The organism is Propioniciclava soli (assembly GCF_038502305.1).
Taxonomy (GTDB): Bacteria; Actinomycetota; Actinomycetes; order Propionibacteriales; family Propionibacteriaceae; genus Propioniciclava; species Propioniciclava soli.
Genome location: NZ_CP115965.1, coordinates 535981 through 561826 on the forward strand (window position 1 = coordinate 535981; position 25846 = coordinate 561826).

Genomic DNA, 25846 nt, shown 5'->3' on the forward strand with positions numbered 1-25846 from the left:
GTGACCCGCCCGCATGTCATGGGGATCGTCAACGTCACCCCCGACTCGTTCTCCGACGGCGGTCTCTGGGCCACCCCGGACGCCGCCGTCGCCCGTGCGCACGCCCTGGTCGCCGACGGGGCCGACGTCATCGACGTCGGCGGCGAGTCCACGCGTCCGGGCGCGCCCCGCGTCGAAGCCGACACCGAGCTGGCGCGGGTGCTGCCGGTCGTCGCCGCGCTGGCGGCCGCCGGCGTCACGGTGTCGGTGGACACCACGCGGGCCACGGTCGCCGCCGAGGCGCTGGCCTCCGGGGCATCGGTCATCAACGACGTCTCCGGCGGCCTGGCAGACCCGGCGATGCTGGCCACCGTCGCCGAGGCCGGTGCGACCTACATCGCGATGCACTGGCGGGGGCCGTCGAGCACCATGGCCGCCCAGGCGTCCTACCCGCGCGGCGTGGCCGACATCGTCGACGAGCTGGCCGCCCGGCGCGACGCCTGCCTCGCCGCCGGGATCACGCCCGAGCGCCTGGTGCTGGACCCCGGCATCGGCTTCAGCAAGACCGCCGAGCACAACTGGGCGGTGCTGCGGGAGTGGGGTCGGTTCGAGGCGTTGGGGCACCCCCTGCTGCTCGCCGTCTCCCGCAAGCGCTTCCTGGGTGCCCTGCTCGGGGAGCCGGACGCGCCGCGTCCCCCCGAGGGGCGTGACGCCGCCACCGCCGCGCTCAGCGCCCTTCTTGCCCACCGCGGCCTGTGGGGGGTGCGCGTCCACGCCGTCCGCGCCACGGCGGACGCCCTCGCCGCCGCCCGGGCACTGGCGGGTGACGGCCATGGCTGAGCCGGTCACCATCACCCTCACCGGCGTCACCGCGACGGGTCACCACGGGGTGTTCGCCCACGAGCGCCGCGACGGCCAGGTGTTCGTCGTGGACGCCGTGCTGCAGGTGGAGCGTCCCCGGCTGGCCGACGAGCTGGCCACCACCGTCGACTACGGCGCCCTCGCCGCCGCGATCGTGGCGCGCATCGAGCGTGACCCGGTGGACCTCATCGAAACCCTCGCTGTCGAGATCGCCGACGCGTTGGCCGCGACCCCGCTCGTCGTCGCGGCCAGCGTCACCGTCCACAAACCGCAGGCGCCGATCGCCGTTCCGTTCGGGGACGTGGCCGTCACCGTCACCCGCCGGAGCGCCCCGTGAGCACATCGCCCCCCGCCGTGTCCGACACCCTGTCTACGCTCCGGCCGCTGCGCCGGGTGGTGTACTCCCTGGGCGGCAACGTCGGCGACGTGGCCGAGACCCTGCAGGCCGCCGTGACCCTCCTGGCCCAGACCGGGGAGTTCATCGTCACCGGCGTCTCGGCGGTGTACCGGACGGCGCCCTGGGGTCGCGCCGACCAGCCCGACTTCCTCAACATCGCGCTGCTCGCGGAGTCGACCCTGCCCAGCGCGGTGCTGCTGCAGCGCGGCCTCGCGATCGAGGATGCCCTGGGCCGGGAACGGACTGTCCGCTGGGGCCCGCGCACGATCGACATCGACCTGATCCGCGTCGGCGCCCGGATGCGCAACGATCCGCACCTCGTGCTCCCGCACCCCCGCGCCCACGAGCGCGCGTTCGTGCTGGTGCCGTGGTTGGACGCCGACCCGGCGGCCGAGCTGCCCGGTCACGGCTTCGTCGCCGATCTGGTGGCAGGGCTGGACACGTCGGGCGTCCACCGCGTCGCCGACGTGCGGATCGATCTGCCGTGAGCCGGCCGACCGTCGCTCCGACCTCCCCCGCGCAGGTGGTGACGGCCGCGGTGGCCGGCTTCGCGGTGGCCTGGGTGACGCTCACGACCATCCAGGGCCTGGGCCGGACGCTGCCGCTCCTGGGGGTTCCGGCGTGGGGGTCCGTGGTGCTGATCACCGCCGGGATCGTCTGGCTCGTGGTGCGCACCCGACGCGAGCTGCGGCGGCGGCCCGACACGCTCGAGGCGTCGGTGGCGCTGAACCGGTTGGTGCTGGGCAAGACGTCGATCCTCGCCGGGGCCGGGCTCGGAGCCGCCTATCTGGCGCTGGTGGTGCTCGTGTGGCCGGCGCTGCCTGCGCCCCTGGCCGTCGAGCGCCTGGTGCACGGCGGCGCGGCCGTCGCCGCGTGCCTGGCGTGGGCCGTGGCGGGTGTGGCGCTCGAGCGTTCGCTGCGCATCGATGAGGGTCGCGATGAATCCGCCAACACCCCCGGTGCCGGTGGGCCCGGTGACGGGGTGCCGCCGCTATCCTGACGGGCGTGACTGCCTCCCGCGCCGCCCTGACCCACCGCCGCCGCCGTGCCTTCCTGGTGACCCTCGTGCTGGGCACGGTGGTCTCCGTGGCCCTCCTGGCGGCCGCGACGTGGGTGCCGCTGTTGGCCGTCGCCGCGGTGGTCGTCGCGCTGGCCGCCGGCTGGCTGGCCACCGCCCTCGTGCGCGCCGAGGTCCGTGACGAGCGCGAGCGTGCCGCGGCCGAGGCGTCCCGCGAACGGGCGGACCACCGCGCCACGGTGCAGCGGCTGCACGCCGGTCAGCGCGAGGTGCTGGCCGTGGTGGACGCTCGCAACCGCACCCTGGCGGGCGATCTGAGCAGCGCGCGTGGTGAGGTCACGCAGACGCGCGGTGAGCTGACGCGGGCCCACGAGGTGCTCGCCGGGACGCGCGACGAGCTCAGCGGAGCCCGGGCGGAACTGTCGGACGCCCGCGTCGAGATCGGCCGGCTGGAGGACGAGAACACGACGCTCCGCCACGAGAACGGCGAGCTGCGCGAGCGCCTGACCCGCGCCCAGGTGGAGGACGAGTTCGCCGAGGTGCTGGCGCTGCCGCGTCGGCGGGCGTCCGGTGACCCGGCCGGGCTGGGCGACATGGGCGACCTGGGTGACATCGCCCGGTTGGCCACCCCCTTCGTCGAGGAGCTGCGCCGCAGGCACGCCAACTGAGCGCCGCGGCGCCGCTCACTTGTCGAGGTCGCCGGCGACCCATGGCAGCGACGCCAGTGCGACCGGCAGATCGGCGACCCGCGTGCCCGGCACCACCTGCGGCCATGCGCTGACGTTGGCGAAGGAGGGCGTCCGCAGCCGCAGCCGCCACGGCGTCTTCTCCCCGCGGCTGGTGACCTCGACGCCGGCGCGGCCCAGGGGGGCCTCGACCGTGGCCGTGAAGTCGCCCTCGGGCAGCTTGAGCACCTTCGGGAGGTGAGCGGTGAGCGGGCCGTCCGGCAGGCCTGCCAGGAGCCGTTCGACAGCGGCGGCCGACTCCGCCACCTCGGCGCACAGCCAGGCGAAGCGCGCCGCGGCGTCACCGTCGGTCGGGGCCGTCGGCGGCGCACCCAGGGCGTCGGTCCACGGCCCCTCGGGACGCGAGCGCCGTAGGTCGGTCGGGACGCCGCTGGCCCGGGCGACGGGGCCGGCGAGGCCGTGGGCGTCGACGGCCGCCCGGTCGACGACGGCGACGCCCGCCCCGAGGCTGCCCGCGGCCTCACGCAGGCGCCCGGCGAGGGCTGCTGCCGACGCCGCGGTGGCGCTTTCGGCGCGAGCCCACGCCGCGTCCGGGGCGCAGGCCACCCCGCCGATCCGCACCGCCATGGGGTGGACGCGGTTTCCGGTCAGCTCCCCCGTGCGGCGGCGCAGCTCCTCGCGCACCGGGTCGGTGGCCAGGTCGGGGTCACCCAGCCGCCAGCCGACGAAGCTGAGGTGGCCGAGGTGGCTGAGGATGCGGAAGTGCTCGGCCAGCAGCGCGCGCACCCAGACGGCGCGTGCGGGAACCTGAATGCCCAGGCCGTCCTCGACGAGGCGGGCGAGGGCGAGTTCGCCGAAGAACGGCGCCTGCCAGTCGTGCCGATTCGCCAGGCTCAGCGCCTGACGGAAGTCACGCGCGGTGAAAATCATTTCGGCGCCGCGATGCAGCGCCCCGGGTTGGGCATCGATCTCGACCACCGTGGCGTCCCGCTCCGTGAATGTTCCGCGCAACAGGCCCGCGGTGGCCGGGTGGGTCGGGCCGAGATCGATGATTTGGTGGTCGGGATCGTCCAGCCCACCGATACAGAACCGTCTCGAGTGCTCCGTCACCCGCATGATGTTAGTGCGTGGAAGATGTCCGCGGTGCCGAGCTTCCCTCCCGGTCCGGTTGACATTTGTTGGTGTGTGGTCACCCGGTCGAGACAAAGGCGCCGTCATGTTGAACTGCGCAGCGAGAAGCGGTACAACTTGAGTGTCAGTGCCCACCGTCGGCCCGGATCCCCGGGTAATCCGGCAGGCGACATTCCTGAAAGGACACCCATGGCTCAGCGCGTGCACATTTCCCTGACCGACGATCTCCTCGGCGACGACACCGTCGCCGACGAGACCCTGACGTTCGGTCTCGACAACACCACCTACGAGATCGACCTCTCCAGCGAGAACGCGTCGCAGCTGCGCGACGCCCTGGCCCCCTACATTGCGGCCGCCCGCAAGTCGGGGTCGGCGCGCAAGGCCGCCTCCGGCGGTGGCCGTCGTTCCGGACGCTCCGGCGGGAGCGCGTCGGCCAACGACATCCGCGTCTGGGCGCGCTCGCAGGGCATGGAGGTCTCCGATCGTGGCCGTGTGCGTGACGACGTGCGCCAGGCCTACGAGGCCGCCCACAACTGATTTGCCACCGCGACCGCACGCGACGAAAGGCCCCGGCTCTGCGCCGGGGCCTTTCGTCTGCCCGCGGCACCGGACGCCGGAGCTGCTGGCCCGGGTGCGGTGCATTGCGCCGGGGGCGAACAGGGAACACCGGGCGGGTGGTGCGGCGTTGTCTAGACTGAAGACGTCCCCGGACTCCGTCGGGGGCACCCCGACCTTGGTGGGTCGGAGGAGAAGGAGAGCTCATGTTCGACCGGTTCACCGACCGCGCGCGGCGCGTCATCGTCCTGGCCCAGGACGAGGCCCGCATGCTGAACCACAACTACATCGGCACCGAGCACCTGCTGCTGGGCCTCATCCACGAGGGTGAGGGCGTGGCCGCGAAGGCGCTCGAGTCGCTCGGCATTTCGCTGGAGGCCGTCCGCGCCCAGGTGGAGGAGATCATCGGGCACGGCGAACAGGCGCCCATGGGTCACATCCCGTTCACGCCGCGGGCCAAGAAGGTGCTGGAGCTGAGCATGCGCGAGGCGCTGCAGCTCAACCACCCCTACATCGGCACCGAGCACATTCTGTTGGGCCTGATCCGCGAGGGCGAGGGCGTCGCCGCCCAGGTGCTCATCAAGCTGGGCGCGGACCTCAACCGCGTGCGCAACCAGGTGCTGCAGCTGCTCAGCGGCTTCCAGGGCAACGCCGGGGGCGAGAAGCCCTCCACCGCGGGCGCGCCGGAGGCGCCGCCGCAGCAGGGCAACCAGACGATTCTCGACCAGTTCGGCCGCAACCTGACCCAGGCTGCGCGCGAGAACAAGCTGGATCCCGTCATCGGCCGCGAGACGGAGATCGAGCGCGTCATGACCGTGTTGTCCCGCCGCACCAAGAACAACCCCGTGCTGATCGGCGAGCCCGGCGTCGGCAAGTCGGCCTGCGTCGAGGGGTTGGCGCAGCAGATCGTGCGCGGTGACGTGCCCGAGACGCTGCGCAACAAGCAGATCTACACCCTCGACCTCGGCGCGCTGGTCGCCGGGTCGCGGTACCGCGGCGACTTCGAGGAGCGCCTGAAGAAGGTGCTGAAGGAGATCAAGACCCGCGGCGACATCGTGCTGTTCATCGACGAGATCCACACGCTCGTCGGCGCCGGTGCCGCCGAGGGTGCCATCGACGCCGCGTCCATCCTGAAGCCCATGCTGGCCCGGGGTGAGCTGCAGACGATCGGTGCCACGACGCTGGATGAGTACCGCAAGCACATCGAGAAGGACGCCGCGCTCGAGCGCCGCTTCCAGCCCATCCAGGTGGCCGAGCCGTCCATCGCGCTCACCATCGAGATTCTCCGGGGATTGCGTGACCGGTACGAGGCGCACCACCGGATCACGATCACCGACGGCGCGCTGACGGCCGCCGCCCAGATGGCCGACCGGTACATCTCGGATCGCTTCCTGCCCGACAAGGCGATCGACCTGATCGACGAGGCCGGCGCCCGGCTGCGCATCAAGCGCATGACCGCGCCGCCGGATCTGCGCGAGCTGGACACGAAGATCGCGGAGGTGCGTTCGGCCAAGGAGGCGGCGATCGACGGGCAGGACTTCGAGCGGGCCGCGAGCCTGCGCGACGACGAGAAGAAGCTGCTCGGCGAGCGCCAGGCCAAGGAGGAGCAGTGGAAGAACGGTGACTCCGGTGTGCCCGCGGAGGTCGGTGAGGAGGAGATCGCCGCGGTGCTCTCCAGCGCCACCGGCATCCCGGTCTTCAAGCTCACCGAGGAGGAGTCGAGCCGCCTGCTGAACATGGAGGCGGAGATCGGCAAGCGCTACATCGGGCAGGACGACGCGGTGAAGGCGCTGTCGCGTTCCATCCGCCGGACGCGGGCGGGTCTGAAGGACCCGCGTCGTCCGTCGGGCTCGTTCATCTTCGCCGGCCCCTCGGGTGTCGGCAAGACCGAGTTGACGAAGGCGCTGACCGAATTCCTGTTCGGTGACGAGGACGCGCTCATCACCCTCGACATGAGCGAGTACTCCGAGAAGCACACCGCGTCGCGGATGTTCGGCTCGCCCCCCGGTTACGTGGGGTACGAGGAGGGTGGCCAGCTGACCGAGAAGGTGCGGCGCAAGCCGTTCAGCGTGGTGCTGTTCGACGAGATCGAAAAGGCGCACCCCGACATCTTCAACTCGCTGCTGCAGATCCTCGACGAGGGGCGTCTCACGGATGCCCAGGGTCGCGTGGTCGATTTCAAGAACACGGTCATCGTCATGACCACCAACCTCGGCACGCGCGACATTTCGAAGTCGGTCAACCTGGGCTTCAGTCGCAGCGACGACCCGGTCGGCGGCTATGAGCAGATGAAGGCCAAGGTGTCGGACGAGCTGAAGCAGCACTTCCGCCCCGAGTTCCTGAACCGCGTCGACGAAATCGTCGTCTTCCACCAGCTGACCCAGACCGACATCGAGCGCATCGTGGATCTCATGGTCGCCGAGATCGAGGGTCGTCTGAAGGATCGCGACATGGGCATCGTGCTGACCGATGCGGCCAAGTCGCTGATCGCGAAGCGCGGGTTCGACCCCGTTCTGGGTGCCCGGCCGCTGCGTCGCGCGATCCAGCGCGACATCGAGGACATCCTGGCCGAGAAGATTCTGTTCGGGGATCTGCACCCCGGCGAGATCGTGGTGGTCGACGTGGCCGAGGAGGGCGCGGAGCTGCCGTTCACCTTCGCGGGTGAGCCGCGCGGCGAACTGCCCGATCACGCCCCGGCCGAGTTGGCCGGCCCGAACGAGGGCTGAGGGCGCGGAAGCGCTGGACGTCCGGGCATGACGAGGCCCCCGGCACCTGTGGGTGCCGGGGGCCTCGTCGTGGTCGGGGGACGCGGTGGGGCGCCCGCGAGGATCAGCCGTTGGCGGCGAGCAGCCCGAACGACACGATCATGAGCACCAGGAACAGCGCCATGACGGCGAGGTAGATCGAGGAGATGATGCCCAGCACCCACCCCACGGTGAGGCTGGTGCTCGGAGCGAACTGCCCGGCGGCGACCTCGCGGCGGGCCTTGTTGCCCATGACCCACGCGAACGGGCCGGTGACCGCCACGAACAAGCCGACGATGCCGAGAATCAAGATGGTGGTGGCCTGCGGGTGCTCGGGCTGTGCGTAACCGCCGGCGTAGCCCTGCGGGTAACCCTGACCGTAGGCCGGGGCGGGCTGGTAGCCCTGCTGCTGCTGCCAGGCCGCGGGCGCCTCGGGCTGCTGCCAGGCGCTGGAACCCTGCTGTTCCTCGGACGGCTGATCCGGCTCGGCGTAGAGCTGCTCGTCGTGGCGATCGCTGTAGGGGTTGGTCTCCGCGGGGCGGAAGGTCGGCGAGGCGTGCTCGTCGGCAGGACGGTCCTGCGGTTCGTTGCTCATGGTGGTGCAGACCCTTCAGTCGGAAGGCGCCCCCGGGGGCGGGGACGCTCGGCGTGGACGCCCCCAGCCTAACGGCCCGCGTGCCGGGGCGCGTGAAGGCGACCCGCGGCGGGGCGTCAGAGGCTGATCGTGCCGTCACCGCGGGAGCGGGCCAGCCCGTCGGTGATCAGGGACGCCAGCGCACGCTCGGCCTGCGCGGCATCGGCCGGCCACGCCGCCAGCAGCTGGGCGCGGGGGACGCCGGCGTCCGCCGCGCGCAGCACCCCGAGCAGGACGCCGCGGCACTGCCGGTCGGTGCCGGCGTAGGTCTGACCCCGGCGCGGTGGGCCGTCCCACGCCGGCCGGCCCGCCCGCAGCCACGCGCAGGCGTCCGCCACCGGGCACCGCTCGCAGGCCGGGGAGTCGGCCGTGCACACGAGGGCACCGAGTTCCATGGACGCCGCGGCCCAGGCCGCCGCCTGCGCGGGGTCGTCCGGCAGCCACGACTGGGCCCGCGTGACCTCGGCCCGGGTGAGCGAGGCGGGCGGAAAGGCCTGGCCGCCCTCGAGCCGGGCGAGCACGCGGCGCACGTTGGTGTCGAGGACGACGTGGCGCTGCCCGAACCCGAACGAGGCGACCGCCGCCGCCGTGTAGGCGCCGACTCCGGGCAGGGCCAGCAGGGCGTCGTGGTCGGCGGGCACCGCGCCGCCGTGGTGGTCGCGGATCGCCGTGGCCGCGGCGTGGAGCCGCTGGGCCCGGCGCGGGTAGCCGAGGCGACCCCAGGCGCGCACGGCGTCCGCCGGCTCGTCGTCGGCCAGCGCGGTGGGCGTCGGCCAGCGTTCCAGCCAGGCCGCGTACTGCGGCAGCACGCGTGCGACCGGTGTCTGCTGCAGCATGAACTCGCTGACGAGCACGGCCCACGGGCCGGCATCGGGCTCGCGCCAGGGCAGGGGACGGGCGTGGGCGGCGAACCACGCGATGACGCGGGCCGCGACGTCGGCGCGGTTCACTGGGCCGACAGCACCCGTTCGGCGATCGTGGCGAGACCGTCGCGCACCGCCCGGGCGACCTCGGGCGTCACCTCGTCGACCCCCAGCAGCTCGACCTGTGAGGCCGCATACACGCCCGCCAGGTCGCCGAACCGCTCCACGATGCGGGCGCTGACGCCAGCCGGCAGCTTGCGGATGCCGGCGAGCTGCCGGTAGCCCTTGGGGGCGAGCGGGGAGTCGAGGTGCACGGCATCGGGGAAGCCGAGTGAGCGGCCCACCAGCACCACGTCGAACAGTTCCGGGTCGTGCAGGGTGCCCAAGCCGGCCAGCAGCAGCGACTCGGACCCGTCGGGGACGTAGTCGCGTTGCACGAGGGACGCCAGCGGGGTGAGGTCCTCGGTGAGGTCGCGCAGCTGCAGCGAGACGAGGCGGCCATCGGCACCCAGGCCGCTCACGAGCGCGGTCGCCTCGTCGGCCACCCGGTTGATCATCTCGAACCGCTGGGCCACCTGCGCGAGGTCGCGGAGCGTGACGGCATGGGTCACTTCGCGCGCCGTGAGGCGATCCAGGGAGTCGAAGAGGCGGACGCGGTGGGCCGCCAGCGCGCCGATGGCCTGCGTGGCGCGGTCGATCAGCTGGTCGGGGCGCGGCACGAGCTCACGGCCGGAACCGGCGAAGACCGAGATCGTCCCCATGGACGCCGACACCGTCACCACCTCCAGGCCGGTCTCCAGGGCCACCCGCTCGGCCGTGCGGTGCCGGGTGCCGGTCTCGGTGGTCGGGGGGTCGGCGGAGGGGGAGAGGTGTACGGCCGCGGCCAGGATGCGGTCGAGCCCGGTGGAGAGCACGATCGCGCCGTCCATCTTCGCGAGCTCCCGCAGGGCGGTGGAGGTCAGGGGCACGTCGATCGTGAACCCGCCGGTGGAGAGGGCCTCGAGCGCGGGATTGCTGCCGAGCACCACGAGGGCGCCGGTGTGACCGTGGACGATGCGGTCGAGCCCGTCGCGCAGCACGGTGCCCGGGGCGAGCGAGGGCAGGACGCGGGGCAGGGGGGCGGTGCTCAGCGGTGCCACCTCCTCAGGGGGTCGGTGCCCGCCATCCTACCGGGCACCACGGCGCGGCCTGAGGGGGATGACGGCGCCCCCCTCCGGCGCCAGGGCCGCGCGGAGGGCGTCCGCCAGCGTCGCGACCTCGACCACCCGCAGGCCGCCGCCGGGCTGGACGCGGGCCGCCCCGGCGCCCGGCGGAACCAGGGCGAGGCCGATGCCCAGGCGGGCGGCCTCGTCGAGGCGACGGGCCAGACCGGGGACCGGGCGGATTTCTCCCGCGAGGCTCACCTCGCCCAGGGCCACGAGGCGCTGCACCGTCGACTCGTTGCGCACCGCCGAGGCCACCGCGAGCGCGGTCGCCAGGTCGCCCGCCGGGTCGTCGACCCGCCCGCCGCCCACCGTTGAGGCGTACACGTCACGCGTGTGCAGTTTCACCTGCCCGTGACGCTGCAGCACCGCCAGCGTCATGGCGAGCCGGCCCGGGTCGACGCCGGTGCTGATGCGACGCGGGCTCTGCAGGTGCGAGGGCACGACGAGCGCCTGCACCTCGGTGAGCAGCGGACGCCGGCCCTGCAGCGTCACCGTGGTGCACGTGCCGGGGGCCACCGCGCCGTCCGACGTGAACAGCCCCGACGGGTCACTCACCTCGCGGATGCCGTCGGCGGCCATCTCGAAGCAGCCGACCTCGTCGGCCGGGCCATAGCGGTTCTTGGTGGCCCGCACCATGCGGAACGTGCCGTGGGTGTCACCGTCGAAGGACAGCACCACATCCACCAGGTGCTCCAGGGTGCGGGGCCCCGCGAGCGACCCCTCCTTGGTCACGTGGCCGATGATGAGGACGGCCATCCCACGCCGCTTCGCGACGCGGACGAGGGCGGACGTCACCTCGCGCACCTGGGTGACACCGCCCGGCACCCCCTCGGTGCCCGGGGCGGTCACCGTCTGCACGGAGTCGATCACCAGCAGGGTGGGGGCGAGCTCCTCGACGTGCCCCAGCACGACGCCGAGGTCGGACTCCGCCGCGAGATACAGCTCGGGGTGCAGGGCGTCCGTCCGGTCCGCCCGCAGCCGCACCTGGGCCGCGGACTCCTCGGCGGTGACGTAGAGCGTCCGGCGCCCACCGGCCGCCCAGCGGGCCGCCGCCTCCAGCAGGAGGGTGGACTTGCCGACGCCGGGCTCCCCGCCCAGCAGCACGACCGAACCGGGCGTCAGGCCCGCCCCCAACACGCGGTCGAGCTCCCCGATCCCGGTGGGAATGCCGCGCGCCTCCTGGGCAGTGACCTCGGTGATGGGCCGCGCCGAGGTGGCGGGGCGGCTCGTCGCCACCCGGGCCGTGGCGGCGGGCGCCACCTCGCTGAGGCTGCCCCACGCCTGGCAGCGGCCGCAGCGCCCGGCCCACCGGGGGGTCTCCCACCCGCACTCCGAGCAGCGGTGGATCGTCGCGTTCTTCGCCATGCCCCCCACGCTACGGGGCCCCTGTGACAAAACGCGTCGGCGGGCGGCCCGTCCTGCCGGGCACGCCGGGCGGGGGTCAGATGGTGACGATGCCCTGGGGGCAGCGGAACGTGACCGCCTCGATGCCGGGCATCCCGTGGGGGGCGTCGAAGGTGAGGGTGACGCCGTCGAAGGTGTCGGCCAGATCGGTGCCCAGCCACTCGGCGACCCGCTCGGAGCTGCCGGAGAGTCGGATCTCGACGATCTCGACGTCGGCGGCGGGCAGGGCGCTGGGGCGCAGTTCGGGCTCGCTCACCCAGGAGACGAAGAAGGGGAGCTGGGAGTCGGCCATCAGGCCGCGGACGCCGATCTGCTCCCACTCCAGCCGACGGCCGTCCGGGAACTGCCGGCTGCCGTGGGCCGCCTCACGGCCGAGTCGACTCTCCACCGAGGCCATGTCGTCCACCTCGATGACCCAGGCGAACCAGCCGCCACCCATCTCGGTTCTCGCCCGCACGGCCTGGCCGAACACGGCCTTCTCGGCGGCGGGGTGCTCGAGCACCTCCACGACCTCGAGGTAACGATGACCCTGGATGGGGAGGATGTTGTTGCGCGTGCCGAAGCTCGGGTGGAAGCCGCCGTCACGGAAGGGCGTGCCGAGAGCGTCCTCCAGACGTGACACGGCCGCCGCGAGACCCTCGGGTCCAGCGGCGAAGGACAGGTTCGACAACCGCATGAGTTCATTGAAGACCATGCCCGGCTCCCCGCCAAATCGACGCCGAACCCCTCAGTGGGAAGGGGTGTCACGACGTGGAGACTTCTGATCGGTCACCCCGGTCGGGCCGGACGCGGCCGGCCCCCCGAGGTCGGCTCTATGCTGGGCGCGTGACGCACGAGCGCGAGACGAGCGACGGCCGCACCACGAGCCAGGACCCGCGGACGAGCGGTGATGCCGTGCCCCCACCCGCGCAGGAGTCGCCGGCCCCGCGGAGCCTGGTGGGCCTGTCGACCTCCTCGGTCTACCCGGAGACGACGGCCAGCTGCTTCGAGCTGGCCGGACGCCTCGACTACGACGGCGTGGAGGTGATGGTGGGCATCGACCCGGTCTCCCGCGACGTGGACGCCCTCGTCGACCTGCGCGACTACCACCAGGTCCCCGTCCTGTCCGTCCACGCCCCCACCCTGCTCGTCACGCAGGGGACGTGGGGCAACGACCCCTGGGAGAAGCTCGAGCGCTCGGCCGTCGCGGCCGGACGCCTCGGGGCCGACACGGTCGTCGTCCACCCGCCGTTTCGCTGGCAACGGGGCTACGCCAAGGGCTTCGTCGAGGGCGTCCGACGCCTGGAGCGCACGACCGGCATCATCTTCGCCGTCGAGAACATGTTTCCGTGGCGCGGCCCGGGCGGCAGCGAGGTGCGGGCCTATTCGCCGAGTTGGGATCCCACGGAACGCGACTACGACCACCTCACCCTCGACCTGTCCCACGCCTCCACGAGCCGGCAGTCCTCGCTGGAGCTGGTGGACGCTTGGGGCGACCGGCTGGCCCACGTGCACCTGACCGACGGGGACGGCACGGTCAAGGACGCCCACCTGTTCCCCGGTGAGGGCGATCAGCGGGCCGCGGAGTTGCTGGAAGGGTTGGCCGCGCGCGGGTTCGCCGGGCACGTCGTGCTCGAGGTCAACACCCGCACGATCGGCTCGCGCCGCAACCGCGAGGAGGCGCTGGCCGACGTGCTGGCCTGGACGCGCGCCCACCTGGGGCAGACGGTGCCCGCGTGAGCGTGCCCCCCGTCGATCCGGCCGGGACGCCGACGGCCGCGGCGTCCGGGCCCGCCGCGGTGGCGTTCCAACCGCAGGCGTGGCGTCCGGGCCTCGACGTGCTGTTGGTGCTCGGGTTCTCGTTGGGCCGCTCGGCGGTCTACTCGATCCTGTCGATCATCGAGAAGTCGACGCGCGACGTCCCGCTCAACCAGCAGACCACCACGATCAACAACTCCGTCACGCCCGACCGGAGCTGGCTCGACCTGGCCTACCAGGTGGCGGGCATCGGGTTCCCGCTCGTGGCCGTCGCGGTCGCCCTCTACCTGCTGCGGCTGACCGGCGACCGGGACTCGATCGGCTACGACCTGCGCCGCCCGGGCCCCGACCTGGCCCGCGGCTTCGGGGCCGCGGCCCTGATCGGCATCCCGGGGCTGGCGTTCTACGTCGCGGCCCGCGAGCTGGGCATCAACACCAACGTCGCTCCGGCGAACCTCGCGGAGAACTGGTGGACGGTGCCCGTGCTCGCGGGCTTCGCGGTGATGAACGGCGTGCTGGAGGAGGTCGTCATGCTGGCGTTCCTCCTGCGGCGCTTCGACCAGCTGCGGTGGTCGCCGTGGGTGGGCATCGCGGTCAGTGCGGTGATCCGCGGGGCCTACCACCTCTACCAGGGGTTCGGTGGCTTCCTCGGCAACATCGTGATGGGCCTGGTGTTCGGCTACCTGTACCGGCGGTGGGGGCGGGTGATGCCGCTGGTGGTGGCCCACACGATCCTCGACCTGGTGAGCTTCATCGGCTACGCGCTGCTCGCGCCGTATCTCGACTGGCTCTGAGACCGGTTCAGACCCCTCACTCGGCGGCGTCCGCCGCCACCGTGCCGGGCACCGCCGCGCGACGCTCGGCCAGGATGGCCTCGTTCTCGCGGACGACGTTCTTGCGCAGCGGGTACCAGAAGATCAGCACCAGCAGCGTGCCGAGCAGGAACAGCGCCGGCACGAGGTTGAACAGCATCCAGATGCCCTCGATGGTCTCGGGGGTCTGCTGGGCGGCGGTGGCCTGGTAGCCGATGGCCGTGAGGCCGATGCCGCCGAGCAGCGAGGACGCCGCCTGCCCCATCTTGCGGGCCCAGCTGTACAGGGCGTACACGGTGCCGTCGTCGCGCTGGCCGGAGCGGACCTCCTGGTAGTCGATCACGTCGACGATGAAGGCCCAGATGAGGAAGTTGAACACCGCCAGGCCGAAGGACGCGATCGCGAACAGCACCACGAAGACGGGGAAGGCGGGGCGCAGGAAGTAGTTGGCCAGCATGCCGCCGACATAGAGGGCCACGCCGACGATGCCCATCTCGGTCTTGCCGAACCGGCGCACGAGCGGGGCGGTGACGACCACGAGCACGAAGGCCGGCAGCGTCGCCGCCAGCGACGCGATCGATTGGAGCTGGCCCTGGCCGAAGTAGTCGAGGTAGAGGAACGAGGCGACCTGGCCGTTGAAGAGGTTGCCCAGCAGCAGGAGCAGGGCGGCCACCACGATGGCGAGCAGGGCGCGGTTGGTGAACAGCGAGCCCATCAGCTTGAAGAAGCCCATTCGCTCGCCGGCGGGCTTGGGGGGCACGACCACCCGCTCCTCGACGTTGAAGTAGAGCAACGCGTAGAAGACCACGGCCATGACGGCCATCAGGATCGCGGCCAGGCCGAAGCGGTCGGCCAGCACGTTCGGGCCGTCGAACACGACGAGCGGCATAGCGGTGGAGACCAGCAGGAAGGCGAGCTGGGCGCCGGTGGAACGCCACACGGACAATTCGGCCCGGTGCTCGGCGCGATCCGAAATCACCGAGGCCATCGAGCCGTAGGGAATGTTGATGGCGGTGTAGAAGACAGAGCCCCACAAAATGTAGAAGCCGATCATCCAGGCGAGCTTCGCGCCGTACGCCCAGTCGGCGATGAACGGCTGGAACAGCAGCGCCGAGCTGAGCGCGACCGGGATCGCGATCCGGCGGATCCACGGCTTGAACTTGCCGTCGCGGGCCGGGCGCATGGTGTCCACCAGCCGGCCCATGCCGACGTCGGTGAAGGCGTCCAGCACGCGGACGCCGGCGACCAGCGCGCCGATGTGCAGCGGATCGATGCCCACCACGCGGGTGAAGTACACCAGCATGAAGAAGGCCTGGATCATGAAGGTCATGTCGTTGCCGAAGTCACCGAACATGTAGCCGACCTTGTCCCGCATCCCGAAGGGGCGGACGTGGCGCCGCTCGGGGGCCACGGTGGAGCCTGTCTCAGTCATCTGAATCTCTCTCCTCGGGCCAACGTTGGCCCCGTTCAACTTTGATGTTTCGACCCTAGGAGATGTGCCGGCCCGAGCGCCCGCCCATGACTCGGGTTGCACGGTGCAAGTCCGCCGTCGACTTTCCTCATGCGTTTCAGTGGAGCGCTGGTGCGATTCAGCGAATCCGGGGGACGCCCCCGGCGTCGGTGGAACCCGGAGCAACCGGACGACGGTCCGGCGGTAGGCTGGCCGCCATGCGTGTTGGTGTTTTCGGTGCGACCGGCCAGGTCGGACAGGTCATGCGGACGCTCCTGGCGGAGCGCTCCTTCCCCGTCGACGAGATCCGCTACTTCAGCTCGGCGAAGTCGGCGGGCACCACCCTGCCGTGGCGCGACACCGAGATCATGGTCGAGGACACCGCCACCGCCGACTTCTCCGGGCTCGACATCGCCGTGATGTCGGCCGGGGCCACGATGAGCCGCGACTACGCCCCCCGGGTCGCCGCGGCCGGCGCCGTCGTCATCGACAACAGCTCGGCCTGGCGCAAGGACCCCGACGTGCCGCTGGTCGTCAGCGAGGTCAACCCCGAGGACGCCGAGAACCCGCCCAAGGGCATCATCGCCAACCCGAACTGCACCACCATGGCGGCCATGCCGGTGCTCAAGCCGCTGCACGACCGCGCCATCCTGACCCGGCTGACCGTGGCCACGTACCAGGCCGTCTCCGGCTCGGGGGTGAAGGGCGTGGCCGCCCTCGCCGACCAGATCGGCGCGATCGAGGACCCCCGGGTGCTGGCCCTCGACGGCTCGGCCCTCAGTGAGGGTGACCCGGCGCCCTACGTCGCACCCATCGCCCACAACGTCGTACCGCTCGCCGGCAGCATCGTCGACGACGGCTCGGGGGAGACCGACGAGGAGCAGAAGCTCCGCAACGAGTCCCGCAAGATCCTGCACCTGCCCGAGCTGGCGGTCTCCGGCACCTGCGTGCGCGTGCCGGTGTTCTCGGGCCACAGCCTGAGCATCCACGCCGAGTTCGCCGAGCCGATCACGCCCGAGGACGCCCGCGCCCTGTTGGCGGACGCCCCCGGCGTCGTGTTGGCCGATGTGCCGACGCCGCGCCGCGCGGCCGGCGCCGACCCCGTCTTCGTGGGGCGCATCCGGGCCGACCAGGCGGTGCCCGACGGACGCGGCCTGATCCTGTTCGTCTCCGGCGACAACCTCCGCAAGGGCGCCGCCCTCAACGCGATCCAGGTGGCCGAGCTCGTGGCGGCCCGGCTGGGGGCGGCGCAGCTGGGTGCGGCGCGGTGAGCACGCTCGCCGTCATCGGCACCGGTGTCATGGGCGAGACCCTGTTGGCCGGTCTACTCCGCTCGGGCTGGCACCCGACGGACCTGGTGGCCGCCGATCGCCGCGAGGCCCGCCGCCAGGAGATCGAGGGGCGCTACGGCGTCAGGACGCTCGACAACGGCCCGGCCACGGCGCTGGCCGACACGGTCGTCCTCGTGGTGAAGCCGCAGGACGTGGGCGAGGTGCTGCCCGAGATCGCGGAGTCGCTGCGCCCCGGCGCCCTCGTGGTGAGCCTGTGCGCGGGCGTCACCACGGAGAAGCTCGAGGCTGGCCTGCCGGACGGCACCCCGGTCGTCCGGGTGATGCCCAACACGCCCGCGCAGGTCTCGGAGGGGATGGCCGCGGTGTCGGCGGGGGCGCACGCGTCGGCGTCCGACCTCGACCAGGTGGTGGGTGTCATGGGGGCCGTCGGCCGGGCGCTGGTGGTCCCCGAGCGCTACCAGGACGCCGTCACGGCCATCTCCGGTTCGGGACCGGCCTACATGTTCTTCGTGGTGGAGGCGATGATCGACGCCGGGGTCCAGCTGGGCCTGCCGCGCGACACGGCCACCGCCCTGGTGACGCAGACCGTCTTCGGCTCGGCGAAGCTGCTCGTCGAGACCGGCGAGCACCCCAACCTGCTGCGGGAACGCGTGACGTCGCCCGCCGGCACGACCGCCGCAGCGCTGCGCCATCTCGAGGAGCGCAGCGTCAAGGCCGCGTTCATGGCGGCCATGGAGGCGGCGCGGGATCGCTCCGCCGAGCTGGGCCGCCAGGGCTGACCGGGCCGGTGCGGCCCCCTCGGACGCGGTTTTGCCGCCCGCGCCGGGGCCGGTAGGATTGGGCTTCTTGGCCGGCCACTGGGGCCGGCGATCAACTGGGATTTCACAGCCGTCCGGCGCGCCCGCGCCGCGGCACGAGGAGACACACGTGGGTTCGGTCATCAAGAAGCGTCGCAAGCGGATGGCGAAGAAGAAGCACCGCAAGCTGCTGAAGAAGACGCGCATCCAGCGCCGCCGCGCTGGCAAGTGAGGCCGTGCACCCCGCACTGACGTCCGCCCGCGTGGTGGTCGTGACGCGCGAGGGGTGCCACCTCTGCGACGATGCGCTCGTCGCCGTCGAGACGGTCTGTCGGGAGAGGGGAATCTCCTGGCAGGCCGTTGACGTGGATGCGGACCCCGAACTGCGGGCCCGCTACACCGATCACGTGCCCGTCACCTTCGTGGACGGCGCGCAACACTCCTTGTGGTTCGTCGATGCCGGACGCCTGCGCGAGGCTGTCGGATGAGCCCGCTATCCTGTGAGGCATGACCTCCACCGTCGTCCACGTCTGCCGTCACGGGCAGGTGGAGAACCCCGATCACATCCTCTACGGCCGCGCCGAGGGCTACGGCCTCAGCGCCCTCGGCCACCAGATGGCCGCGGCGCTGGGGGAGCACTTCGCCGACGTGCCGCTCGCCCACCTGCGCTGCTCGCCGCTGCAGCGGGCCCAGGAGACGATCGCGCCGATCGCCGCCGCGCACCCCGAGCTCGAGATCGTCACCGATCACCGCGTCATCGAGGCCGAGAACCTCCTCGAGGGTCAGAGCTTCGGCCGGTTCAACCAGCGTCTCGCGCTGCCCAAGAACCTGCGCTACCTGTGGAACCCGCTGCTCCCGAGCTGGGGTGAGCCCTATCGGGACGTCGCCACCCGCATGCGCGCAGCCATCGCCGACGCCGCCGTAGCGGCCGGTGAGGGGGGCCAGGCGGCCATCGTCGCGCACCAGTTGCCGATCTTCATCGCGCGCCTGGCGGCCGAGGGACGCTCGTTCGTGCACAACCCCATCACCCGCGAGTGCCGCCTCGCATCGGTGACCAGCTTCCACTTCCACGGCCCGCGCGTCGTCAAGGTGTCCTACGCCGAGCCGGCCGACCACCTGTACCCGCCGAAGGCACGGATCTTCCGGCCGGGCATGTGAGCGCAGCCACGGTGGGGCGACGCAGGGGGGCGCGAGCGGCGTCCGTGGTCGCGCTGGCGCTGCTGGCCGGTTGCGGGGCGGGGCCGACGGCGTCCGGTGGATTCGTGGGGGGTGACGGGTCGCTGACGATCGTGCCGGTCGAGCAGCGGCAGCCGGCGCCGCAGATCACCGGCGAGCTGCTCGACGGCACGGCCTTCGACTCCGCCGAGCTGGCAGGCACCGTGATCGTGTACAACGTGTGGGGCAGCTGGTGCAACCCCTGCCGCAAGGAGGCGCCGGCCCTGGTGGGGGCGGCGGAGGAGACGGAGGGCACCGCCGTCTTCGTCGGCCTCAACACCCGCGACCCCGACCCGGCCCAGGCGGAGGCGTTCGTGCGTGCCTTCGATGTGCCGTACGTCAATGTCTACGACCCCGACGGACGCGAGCTGCTGAAGTTCGGGGCGCAGCTGCCGGCCAGCGCGATCCCGTCCACGCTGGTGGTGGACGCGGAGGGGCGCGTCGCCGCGCGCGTCCTCGGTGAGACCACCCAGAGCACGCTGACCGGGCTCGTGGCCGACGTGGCGGCCGGCCGGTGACGCCGCTCGACCTCGGGGGCTGGTTCGCCTCCGCCGCCGGTGGATCGATGGTGCTGGCCCTGCCGGTGGCCGTGGTGGCGGGGGTGGTGTCGTTCTTCAGCCCGTGCGTGCTGCCGCTGCTGCCCGGTTACCTCAGCTACGCGACCGGGCTGGCCACGACGGAGGTCACCTCGGGGCGGGGGCCCCGCGGCCGCCTGCTGCTCGGCACCACCCTGTTCGTCGCCGGGTTCGCGCTCGTGTTCGTGAGCACCGGCGCGCTGTTCGGCGGGCTGGGCGCGCTGCTGTTGCAGTGGAGCCGGCCGCTGACGATCGTGGCCGGCGTCGTCTCGATCCTGCTCGGGCTGGTGTTCGCCGGGGTCGTCCGGTTCGGTCAGAACACCATCCGCATCTCGACCGCACCCGGTATCGGCATCGCCGCGGCGCCCGTGCTCGGCATCGTGTTCGGCATCGGCTGGACGCCGTGCATCGGCCCGACGCTCGCCGTCGTGCTGACGCTGGCGCTCAACGAGGGCACGGCGATGCGCGGGGCCGTGCTGGCGTTGGCCTACGCGCTGGGGCTGGGGCTGCCGTTCCTGGCCGCGGCGCTGGCGTTCGACAAGATGGCCACGACGATGGACTGGGTGAAGCGAAACCACGGGGTGCTGCAGCGCCTCGGTGGGGCGCTGATGGTTGCGGTCGGCGTCCTGCTGATCTCCGGGCTGTGGGACCGCCTGATGGGCGTGTTCCGGCAGTGGGCGAGCGCCTTCGGGTTGGTGATCTGATGGCGGGGCTGCGCTGGTTCTGGACGCAGTTGACCTCGATGCGCACCGCACTGATCCTGCTGTTCATCCTCGCGCTCGCGGCCATCCCGGGGTCGTTCATCCCGCAGCGACCCGTCAACCCGATCCGCGTGAGCGACTTCATCGCCGACAACCCCGGCCTGGGGGAGTGGTACGAGCGGCTCGGGCTGTTCGACGTGTACGGCTCGCCCTGGTTCGCGGCGGTCTACCTGCTGCTCTACACCTCCCTGGTGGGTTGCATCATCCCCCGAATCGCCGTGTACGCCCGCGCCGTGCGGACGCCCCCGCCGCGCACCCCGGCCCGCCTGGACCGCCTGCCCGCCCACGCCGAGGGTGTCACCACCGCTTCGGAACCGGACGCCCTCGCCGCGGCAGAGCAGTGGCTGCGGGCCCGCCGGTTCCGGACGCGGCGCGAGGAGGGCGCGGTGGCCGCCGAGCGCGGTTACCTGCGCGAGTTCGGCAACATCGTGTTCCACCTCAGCTTCGTGCTGCTGCTGGGCGGGCTGGCGTGGAACACCCTGGCCAGCTACCGCGGCGAGGTGATCGTCGTCGAGGGCCAGGCGTTCAGCAACAACCTCACCCAGTACGACGACTTCCGCGCGGGGGCGGCGTTCAACCCGACGCAGTTGCGGCCCTTCACGATCTTCGTCGACGCGTTCACGGCGTCCTTCGAGACCGGCCCGGTGCAGCGCGGCGCGGCGCGCGAGTTCCGCGCGGACGTCCGGACGGCCGACCCGGGGGCCGAGCCGCAGGCGTCCACCATCGAGGTCAACCACCCGCTGCGGGTCGACGGCACCAACGTCCACCTGATCGGTCACGGTTACGCGCCGGTCATCACGATCACCGATCCCCAGGGCAACGTCGCCACCTCCGGGCCGGTGGTGTTCCTGCCCCAGGACGGCAATTTCTCCTCCCTCGGCGTCGTCAAGGCGCCGGACGCCCGGCCCGAGTACCTCGCCCTCGAGGGCTGGTTCCTGCCCACCGCGGTGGTGGACGAGCAGGGCCCCCACTCGGTGTTCCCCGACGCGTTGGTGCCCGAGCTGTTCCTCACGGTGTGGGCCGGCCCGCCCCGGGAGGAGACGTCGGCGCCCGAGTCGGTGTACTCGATCAACAAGGACGACCTGGCGCAGATGACCACGGCCGAGGGTGCCCCCGTGGCGTTCCGGCTCGCGCCCGGCCAGATCGTCGACCTGCCGGACGGCTCCACGGTGGAGTTCTCGGACTGGCGACGCTGGGTGAAGCTGCAGGTGAGTTCCGAGCCGGGGTTGTGGCTGGCCGCGGTGTCGATCCTGCTCGCGATCGCCGGGCTGGGGCTGAGCCTGTACGTGCGGCCACGCCGGCTCTGGGTGCGGGTGGCGGACGCCGACGGCACCACCCGCGTGGTGGCCGGCGGGCTGGACCGCACCGACACGGCCCAGGGCCTCGGGGACGATGTGGTCGCGTTGGCCCGGGCGGCGGGCGTGGCCGAGCTGGCGGAGACCCCGGCGGTGACGGACACTGGTGCGGAGTTGTTCGGCAAACAGGGAGTGGGCTGATGGAGAGCTGGTCGAACTTGGCGATGGTGACGTCTTGGGTCATCTACCTGCTCGCCATGTGCGCGCACGCCGTGGAGTGGGCCTCGGCGCGCAGCGCGGCGCCTGCGGCGGAGCCGGTGCTGGTCGCGGCAGGATCGGGACGCGCCGCCCCCGAGCCGGAGCACGGCGCGTCCGAACCGGCCCGGTCCCCCTCCGAGCCGGTCCGCGTGGACCTGTTCGGTCGCATCGGGCTGGCGCTGACGTTCATCGGCCTGCTGACGCACCTGATCGGCGTCGTGCTGCGCGGGGTGGCGGCGGACCGCTTCCCGTGGGGCAACATGTACGAGTTCACCACCACGACGCTCCTGCTGGCGGCGGCCACCCATCTGCTCCTGGCCACCCGGTTCGGCATGCGCTGGCTGGGGCTGCCGGTGACGCTGCTGCTGACCGTGGGTCAGGGGCTCGCCGTGACGGTGTTCTACGTCGCCGTGGCGCCTCTGGTGCCGGCCCTGCACTCGGTGTGGTTCATCGTCCACATCATTGCGGCCGCCATCGCGGGCGCGGCCTTCAACCTGGGGGCGATCGCGTCGATCCTGTACCTGGTGCGCGACCGGGCCGAGCGGCGCGGACGCGTGGGGGGATATGTCGACAAGTTGCCGTCGGCGCGGGCCTTGGACGTCTTTGCGCACCGCATCCACGCCTTCGCGTTCCCGCTGTGGACCTTCACCATCGCGGCCGGCGCCGTGTGGGCCGACTACGCCTGGGGCCGGTTCTGGGGCTGGGACCCGAAGGAGACCTGGTCGCTGATCACCTGGGTCGTCTACGCCGCCTACCTGCACGCCCGCGCCACGGCCGGCTGGAAGGGGCGCCGCGCCGCGTGGCTCGCCGTCCTCGGCGTCGCGACGTTCTGGTTCAACTTCGTGGGCATCAACCTGCTGGTGACCGGCCTGCACTCCTACGCCGGCATCTGAGCCTCCCCTGTTCTGGCTGTTGGACCCGAGGAAATGGTGCCATGGCGCCACGTCCTCGGGTCAAGAGCCCAGCGCGGCGTGACACACTGGGACGGTGCGCCACTTCGACCTCTGTGTGATCGGGACCGGTTCGGGCAACTCCATCGTCGACGAACGGTTCGCCGACTGGGACGTGGCGATGCTGGACGACGGCGTCCACTTCGGGGGCACGTGCCTCAACGTGGGCTGCATCCCCACCAAGATGTTCGTGATCCCGGCCGACTACGCTCGCGCCCCCGAGGAGGCGGCCCCCCTGGGCGTCCACCTGGGCAGCCCCCGCGCCGACTGGCCCGCCATCCGCGACCGCATCTTCGGACGCATCGACGCGATCTCGTCCGGGGGCGAGTCGTACCGGCAGTTCGCCGACAACGTCACCCTCTACCGCGCCACCGGCCGGTTCGTCGGCGAACGGACCCTCGAGGTCGCCGGGGAGCAGATCACGGCCGACCGGGTGGTGGTGGCGGCCGGGTCCCGGGCGACCATGCCGTCCATTCCGGGTCTGGCGGACGCCGTGGCGGCGGGCCGGGCGCACACCTCCGACACCGTCATGCGGCTGGACCGGCTGCCGGCCAGCCTCGCCATCATCGGCTCGGGTTTCATCGCCGCCGAGTTCGCCCACGTGTTCGCCGCCTACGGCACGGCCGTGACGGTGCTGGCCCGCAGCGGCACCATGCTCCGCGATCTGGACGAGGACCTCTCCCGCCGCGCCACCCGCGCCATCGAGGGGTACACCGACTTCCGCGGCACCTTCAGCACGCAGCGAGTCGAGCTGGTCGACGGCGGCGTCCGCCTGCACGGCTCGGACGACGCCGGGCGGGCCTGCTCGGTGGACGCCGAGGTCGTGCTCGTCGCGACCGGCCGCGTCCCCAACAGCGACCGGTTGGACGCCGAACGCGGCGGCATCGCCGTCGGCCCGCGCGGCTTCATCGAGGTGGACGCCCACCAGCGCACCACCGCCGAGAACGTGTGGGCGCTCGGCGACGTGAGCTCGCCCTGGCTGCTCAAGCACGTCGCCAACCACGAGGCGCGCGTCGTGCAGCACAACCTGCTTCACCCCGACGACCCCGTGGAGTCCAACCACCACGCCGTGCCCCACGCCGTGTTCGGCCACCCGCAGATCGCCGCGGTGGGCCTGACGGAGGAGCAGGCCCGCGCCGACGGCCGCGACATCACGGTGGCCGTGCAGCCCTACGGCAGCGTGGCCTACGGCTGGGCGCTGGAGGACACCGACAGCGTCTGCAAGGTCATCGCCGACCGGCAGACCGCAGAGATCCTCGGCGCCCACCTCATCGGCCCGCAGGCCGCCACGCTCATCCAGCCGCTCATCCAGGCCATGGCGACGGGGCTGGACGCTCGCACGATGGCCCGCGGCCAGTACTGGATCCACCCCGCGCTCACCGAGGTGATCGAGAACGCGCTGCTGGCGCTCGACCTGGCCTGACCCCAGCGGGGCCGGCCGGCGCCCCGGGCGTCAGGACTCGACCCGGAGCTGCTCCTGCAGTTGCCGCGCGGTCGTCAACAGCTCGGGGCGGCTGTCGGGGATGGAGGCGTAGAAGATGGACGACGACTCCTCGCTGGTCGACACGATGAGGACGATGGCCGTCTCGCCGGTCTCGCGGAGGTTCGGGATGCTGAAGGTGAGGTGCATCTCGACCAGCCACGCGTCGTAGCCGTCGAGCGTCGTCGCCTGGTTCACCCTGTCCTCCCGCCCGACGCGGGCGTCGCCGTAGAACGAGCCGAGGATGCACCGGGTGACGATCTCGGAGCCCTCCTGCGGGCTGAAGAAGCCGTCCCCGGCGACGAGCTCGCCCACCAGCACGGAGGCCACCCAGCTGTGCACTCCGTCGTAGTTGGGCTCGACCGGGACCAGCTGGCCGTAGACGTCGCGGCCGAATGCCAGCCGGTCCTCCTGCTGCACCGTGCCCCACGGGCTGCCGAGAAGTGGGTAGGAGAGCTTGCCGCCCTGCACCCGTCCGGCCGGATTGATGTGCGGGGCGGGGGACTCCTCGTCGAGGGTCTGGGTGGGGCAGACGTCGAGCGTGGGGTTGGACGCCGGCTGCGCCCCGGTGAAGGGGTTGCCCACGATGCGGGTCAACAGCGTGACGCCACCCCAGAGCAGCGCGACGACCAGCAGCCCGACCAACACCAGCACCACCAACGGCCGACGGCTGGACGGACGCTGCTGGGTGATCTGGCCGTAGTCGTGGCTCAGCTGCTGCGCGGAATGGATGGGGAGGGAGCCCGGCTGCGGCCCCCCGCCGCCCCGGTACGACTGCCCGCCGGCGGCCTCCCCCCGGAACTGGCCGGTGGGGTCGGGGGTGACCATCGTGGTCCACGTCGTCCCGTCCCACCAGCGGAACATGCCTGGCTGGCCACTCGGATCCGGGTACCAGCCTGGCGCAGTGCTCATGCGGCGATTCTAGTCCGTGGCCCCAGCCCCGCCGGGGGCTGGGGCCGCGGGCGGCTCAGCCGAATCGGCCGGTGATGTAGTTCTCGGTCTCCTGCTTCTCCGGGGTGGAGAAGATCTGCTCGGTGGGGCCCATCTCGATGAGCTTGCCGGGCGCGCCGGTGCCGGCGATGTTGAAGAACGCCGTCGAGTCGGAGACCCGGGCGGCCTGCTGCATGTTGTGGGTGACGATGACGATCGTGTAGTTGGCCTTGAGTTCCTGGATCAGGTCCTCGATGGCCAGCGTCGAGATCGGGTCAAGGGCCGAGCAGGGCTCGTCCATCAGCAGCACGTCGGGGGCCATGGCGATCGCGCGGGCGATGCAGAGGCGCTGCTGCTGACCGCCGGAGAGGCCGGAACCGGGCAGGTCGAGCCGGTTCTTGACCTCCTCCCACAGGTTCGCGCCGCGCAGGGCCTTCTCGCACACCTCGTCCTGCTCCCGACCCGGCATGCGCTTGTTGTTGAGGCGGAGGCCGGCGAGCACGTTCTCCTTGATCGACATGGTGGGGAAGGGGTTGGGCCGCTGGAACACCATGCCGATCTGACGACGGACGTTCACCGGGTCGACCCCCGGGCCGTACAGGTCGTGCCCGTCGAGCAGCAGCTCGCCCTCGACGTAGGCGCCGTTGATGACCTCGTGCATGCGGTTGAGGGACCGCAGGAACGTCGACTTGCCGCAGCCGGACGGCCCGATGAAGGCGGTCACCGCCCGGGGCTCGATGACCATCGAGACATCCTCGACGGCCTTGAACTTGCCGTAGTAGATGTCGAGGTTCTTGGCTTCGATGCGCTTGGACAT

At 72.0% G+C, this 25846-nt stretch carries 28 protein-coding genes; 19 read left to right on the forward strand and 9 right to left on the reverse strand.

Annotated elements, in window-relative coordinates; genetic code table 11:
• Genes folP through PCC79_RS02360 form a run of 5 tightly spaced genes read left to right on the forward strand, consistent with a single transcriptional unit; the run spans position 1 to position 2923 of the window.
• Positions 1–819, forward strand: a complete 819-nt coding sequence (folP, locus tag PCC79_RS02340) for a dihydropteroate synthase (RefSeq protein ID WP_342372885.1) — start codon at positions 1–3, stop codon at positions 817–819.
• Positions 812–1177 (forward strand): dihydroneopterin aldolase, encoded by a 366-nt coding sequence (gene folB, locus PCC79_RS02345; protein ID WP_232549143.1) that lies wholly within the window; start codon positions 812–814, stop codon positions 1175–1177. The genes folP and folB overlap by 8 nt, the downstream gene beginning before the upstream one ends.
• Entirely contained in the window at positions 1174–1725 is a 552-nt protein-coding gene (folK, locus tag PCC79_RS02350; protein WP_342372886.1) for a 2-amino-4-hydroxy-6-hydroxymethyldihydropteridine diphosphokinase, read from the forward strand. Before folB ends, folK begins: the two co-directional genes overlap by 4 nt.
• Positions 1722–2237: a DUF3180 family protein gene (locus tag PCC79_RS02355; RefSeq protein ID WP_342372887.1), complete on the forward strand. Its 516-nt coding sequence runs from the start codon at positions 1722–1724 to the stop codon at positions 2235–2237. The genes folK and PCC79_RS02355 overlap by 4 nt, the downstream gene beginning before the upstream one ends.
• Positions 2238–2242: 5 nt before the next feature.
• Positions 2243–2923, forward strand: a complete 681-nt coding sequence (locus PCC79_RS02360; RefSeq protein ID WP_342372888.1) for a hypothetical protein — start codon at positions 2243–2245, stop codon at positions 2921–2923.
• Between the two features lie 15 nt (positions 2924–2938).
• Here the strand turns inward: PCC79_RS02360 and PCC79_RS02365 are convergent, their stop codons facing one another.
• Entirely contained in the window at positions 2939–4051 is a 1113-nt protein-coding gene (locus PCC79_RS02365) for an NADH-quinone oxidoreductase subunit D (protein WP_342372890.1), read from the reverse strand.
• Between the two features lie 210 nt (positions 4052–4261).
• Here PCC79_RS02365 and PCC79_RS02370 point away from each other — a divergent pair, with 210 nt between their 5' ends.
• Both PCC79_RS02370 and PCC79_RS02375 read left to right on the forward strand, forming a co-directional pair.
• On the forward strand, positions 4262–4609 hold the full coding sequence (locus tag PCC79_RS02370) for a histone-like nucleoid-structuring protein Lsr2 (protein WP_232549148.1): 348 nt from the start codon (positions 4262–4264) through the stop codon (positions 4607–4609).
• A gap of 224 nt (positions 4610–4833) precedes the next feature.
• Complete coding sequence (locus tag PCC79_RS02375; RefSeq protein ID WP_232549149.1) at positions 4834–7353, forward strand: ATP-dependent Clp protease ATP-binding subunit; 2520 nt, start codon at positions 4834–4836, stop codon at positions 7351–7353.
• Positions 7354–7456: 103 nt separating this feature from the next.
• Here the strand turns inward: PCC79_RS02375 and PCC79_RS02380 are convergent, their stop codons facing one another.
• From PCC79_RS02380 to PCC79_RS02400, 5 genes are all read right to left on the reverse strand, one after another.
• Entirely contained in the window at positions 7457–7966 is a 510-nt protein-coding gene (locus tag PCC79_RS02380; RefSeq protein WP_342372891.1) for a hypothetical protein, read from the reverse strand.
• 116 nt (positions 7967–8082) lie between these two features.
• Positions 8083–8955 carry an A/G-specific adenine glycosylase gene (locus PCC79_RS02385; protein WP_232549151.1) on the reverse strand — a complete coding sequence of 291 codons (873 nt, stop codon included), beginning with the start codon at positions 8953–8955 and terminating at the stop codon, positions 8083–8085.
• Complete coding sequence (gene disA, locus PCC79_RS02390) at positions 8952–10007, reverse strand: DNA integrity scanning diadenylate cyclase DisA (RefSeq protein WP_342372892.1); 1056 nt, start codon at positions 10005–10007, stop codon at positions 8952–8954. Before disA ends, PCC79_RS02385 begins: the two co-directional genes overlap by 4 nt.
• 27 nt (positions 10008–10034) lie before the next feature.
• Positions 10035–11438, reverse strand: a complete 1404-nt coding sequence (gene radA / locus PCC79_RS02395) for a DNA repair protein RadA (protein ID WP_342372893.1) — start codon at positions 11436–11438, stop codon at positions 10035–10037.
• Positions 11439–11514: 76 nt separating this feature from the next.
• Positions 11515–12153, reverse strand: a complete 639-nt coding sequence (locus tag PCC79_RS02400; RefSeq protein WP_342373579.1) for a VOC family protein — start codon at positions 12151–12153, stop codon at positions 11515–11517.
• Positions 12154–12302: 149 nt separating this feature from the next.
• On the opposite strand from PCC79_RS02400, the gene PCC79_RS02405 reads away from it, so the two are divergent.
• Both PCC79_RS02405 and PCC79_RS02410 read left to right on the forward strand, forming a co-directional pair.
• A complete protein-coding gene (locus tag PCC79_RS02405; protein WP_425325648.1) occupies positions 12303–13196 on the forward strand; it encodes a sugar phosphate isomerase/epimerase family protein in 894 nt (297 codons plus the stop codon).
• Positions 13193–14008 carry a CPBP family intramembrane glutamic endopeptidase gene (locus PCC79_RS02410; protein WP_342372894.1) on the forward strand — a complete coding sequence of 272 codons (816 nt, stop codon included), beginning with the start codon at positions 13193–13195 and terminating at the stop codon, positions 14006–14008. Before PCC79_RS02405 ends, PCC79_RS02410 begins: the two co-directional genes overlap by 4 nt.
• A 16-nt stretch (positions 14009–14024) precedes the next feature.
• On the opposite strand, the gene PCC79_RS02415 is transcribed toward PCC79_RS02410, so the two are convergent.
• On the reverse strand, positions 14025–15458 hold the full coding sequence (locus PCC79_RS02415; protein ID WP_232549155.1) for an MFS transporter: 1434 nt from the start codon (positions 15456–15458) through the stop codon (positions 14025–14027).
• A 236-nt stretch (positions 15459–15694) separates the two neighbouring features.
• Between PCC79_RS02415 and PCC79_RS02420 the strand changes: the two genes are divergently transcribed.
• The 10 genes from PCC79_RS02420 to PCC79_RS02465 all read left to right on the forward strand — a co-directional run bounded on the left by PCC79_RS02420 (position 15695) and on the right by PCC79_RS02465 (position 24042).
• The gene (locus PCC79_RS02420; protein WP_425325649.1) at positions 15695–16747 is read left to right on the forward strand and encodes an aspartate-semialdehyde dehydrogenase; all 1053 of its coding nucleotides are present in this window, start codon (positions 15695–15697) and stop codon (positions 16745–16747) included.
• Positions 16744–17547, forward strand: a complete 804-nt coding sequence (gene proC, locus PCC79_RS02425) for a pyrroline-5-carboxylate reductase (protein ID WP_342372895.1) — start codon at positions 16744–16746, stop codon at positions 17545–17547. The genes PCC79_RS02420 and proC overlap by 4 nt, the downstream gene beginning before the upstream one ends.
• A gap of 148 nt (positions 17548–17695) precedes the next feature.
• Positions 17696–17797, forward strand: coding sequence for a 30S ribosomal protein bS22 (locus PCC79_RS02430; RefSeq protein ID WP_002550589.1), 102 nt, complete (start codon positions 17696–17698; stop codon positions 17795–17797).
• A 4-nt stretch (positions 17798–17801) separates the two neighbouring features.
• On the forward strand, positions 17802–18053 hold the full coding sequence (locus PCC79_RS02435) for a glutaredoxin family protein (RefSeq protein WP_232549157.1): 252 nt from the start codon (positions 17802–17804) through the stop codon (positions 18051–18053).
• Positions 18054–18072: 19 nt separating this feature from the next.
• Complete coding sequence (locus PCC79_RS02440) at positions 18073–18723, forward strand: histidine phosphatase family protein (protein ID WP_342372896.1); 651 nt, start codon at positions 18073–18075, stop codon at positions 18721–18723.
• A gap of 44 nt (positions 18724–18767) precedes the next feature.
• On the forward strand, positions 18768–19298 hold the full coding sequence (locus PCC79_RS02445) for a TlpA disulfide reductase family protein (protein ID WP_342372897.1): 531 nt from the start codon (positions 18768–18770) through the stop codon (positions 19296–19298).
• A gap of 47 nt (positions 19299–19345) precedes the next feature.
• Positions 19346–20059: a cytochrome c biogenesis CcdA family protein gene (locus tag PCC79_RS02450; protein ID WP_342373582.1), complete on the forward strand. Its 714-nt coding sequence runs from the start codon at positions 19346–19348 to the stop codon at positions 20057–20059.
• On the forward strand, positions 20059–21612 hold the full coding sequence (resB, locus tag PCC79_RS02455; RefSeq protein ID WP_342372898.1) for a cytochrome c biogenesis protein ResB: 1554 nt from the start codon (positions 20059–20061) through the stop codon (positions 21610–21612). The genes PCC79_RS02450 and resB overlap by 1 nt, the downstream gene beginning before the upstream one ends.
• Positions 21612–22562 (forward strand): c-type cytochrome biogenesis protein CcsB, encoded by a 951-nt coding sequence (gene ccsB, locus PCC79_RS02460; RefSeq protein ID WP_232549161.1) that lies wholly within the window; start codon positions 21612–21614, stop codon positions 22560–22562. The genes resB and ccsB overlap by 1 nt, the downstream gene beginning before the upstream one ends.
• Positions 22563–22656: 94 nt before the next feature.
• Positions 22657–24042, forward strand: a complete 1386-nt coding sequence (locus PCC79_RS02465; RefSeq protein WP_342372899.1) for a mycothione reductase — start codon at positions 22657–22659, stop codon at positions 24040–24042.
• Positions 24043–24072: 30 nt separating this feature from the next.
• Here PCC79_RS02465 and PCC79_RS02470 read toward each other — a convergent pair whose 3' ends face one another.
• Together PCC79_RS02470 and pstB are read right to left on the reverse strand one after the other, a co-directional pair.
• Positions 24073–25011 (reverse strand): DUF2510 domain-containing protein, encoded by a 939-nt coding sequence (locus tag PCC79_RS02470; RefSeq protein ID WP_232549163.1) that lies wholly within the window; start codon positions 25009–25011, stop codon positions 24073–24075.
• Between the two features lie 55 nt (positions 25012–25066).
• The gene (pstB, locus tag PCC79_RS02475) at positions 25067–25846 is read right to left on the reverse strand and encodes a phosphate ABC transporter ATP-binding protein PstB (protein WP_232549164.1); all 780 of its coding nucleotides are present in this window, start codon (positions 25844–25846) and stop codon (positions 25067–25069) included.

Bases quoted from the DNA above. Each gene is read 5' to 3' on its own strand.
- PCC79_RS02420 (WP_425325649.1), top strand. From the start codon at position 15,695: ATGCGTGTTGGTGTTTTCGGTGCGACCGGCCAGGTCGGACAGGTCATG.
- pstB (WP_232549164.1), bottom strand. From the start codon at position 25,846: ATGTCCAAGCGCATCGAAGCCAAGAACCTCGACATCTACTACGGCAAG.
- PCC79_RS02370 (WP_232549148.1), top strand. From the start codon at position 4,262: ATGGCTCAGCGCGTGCACATTTCCCTGACCGACGATCTCCTCGGCGAC.
- PCC79_RS02375 (WP_232549149.1), top strand. From the start codon at position 4,834: ATGTTCGACCGGTTCACCGACCGCGCGCGGCGCGTCATCGTCCTGGCC.
- PCC79_RS02415 (WP_232549155.1), bottom strand. From the start codon at position 15,458: ATGACTGAGACAGGCTCCACCGTGGCCCCCGAGCGGCGCCACGTCCGC.
- PCC79_RS02440 (WP_342372896.1), top strand. From the start codon at position 18,073: ATGACCTCCACCGTCGTCCACGTCTGCCGTCACGGGCAGGTGGAGAAC.
- PCC79_RS02450 (WP_342373582.1), top strand. From the start codon at position 19,346: ATGGTGCTGGCCCTGCCGGTGGCCGTGGTGGCGGGGGTGGTGTCGTTC.
- PCC79_RS02400 (WP_342373579.1), bottom strand. From the start codon at position 12,153: ATGCGGTTGTCGAACCTGTCCTTCGCCGCTGGACCCGAGGGTCTCGCG.
- PCC79_RS02470 (WP_232549163.1), bottom strand. From the start codon at position 25,011: ATGAGCACTGCGCCAGGCTGGTACCCGGATCCGAGTGGCCAGCCAGGC.
- radA (WP_342372893.1), bottom strand. From the start codon at position 11,438: ATGGCGAAGAACGCGACGATCCACCGCTGCTCGGAGTGCGGGTGGGAG.
- PCC79_RS02380 (WP_342372891.1), bottom strand. From the start codon at position 7,966: ATGAGCAACGAACCGCAGGACCGTCCTGCCGACGAGCACGCCTCGCCG.
- resB (WP_342372898.1), top strand. From the start codon at position 20,059: ATGGCGGGGCTGCGCTGGTTCTGGACGCAGTTGACCTCGATGCGCACC.
- folB (WP_232549143.1), top strand. From the start codon at position 812: ATGGCTGAGCCGGTCACCATCACCCTCACCGGCGTCACCGCGACGGGT.
- ccsB (WP_232549161.1), top strand. From the start codon at position 21,612: ATGGAGAGCTGGTCGAACTTGGCGATGGTGACGTCTTGGGTCATCTAC.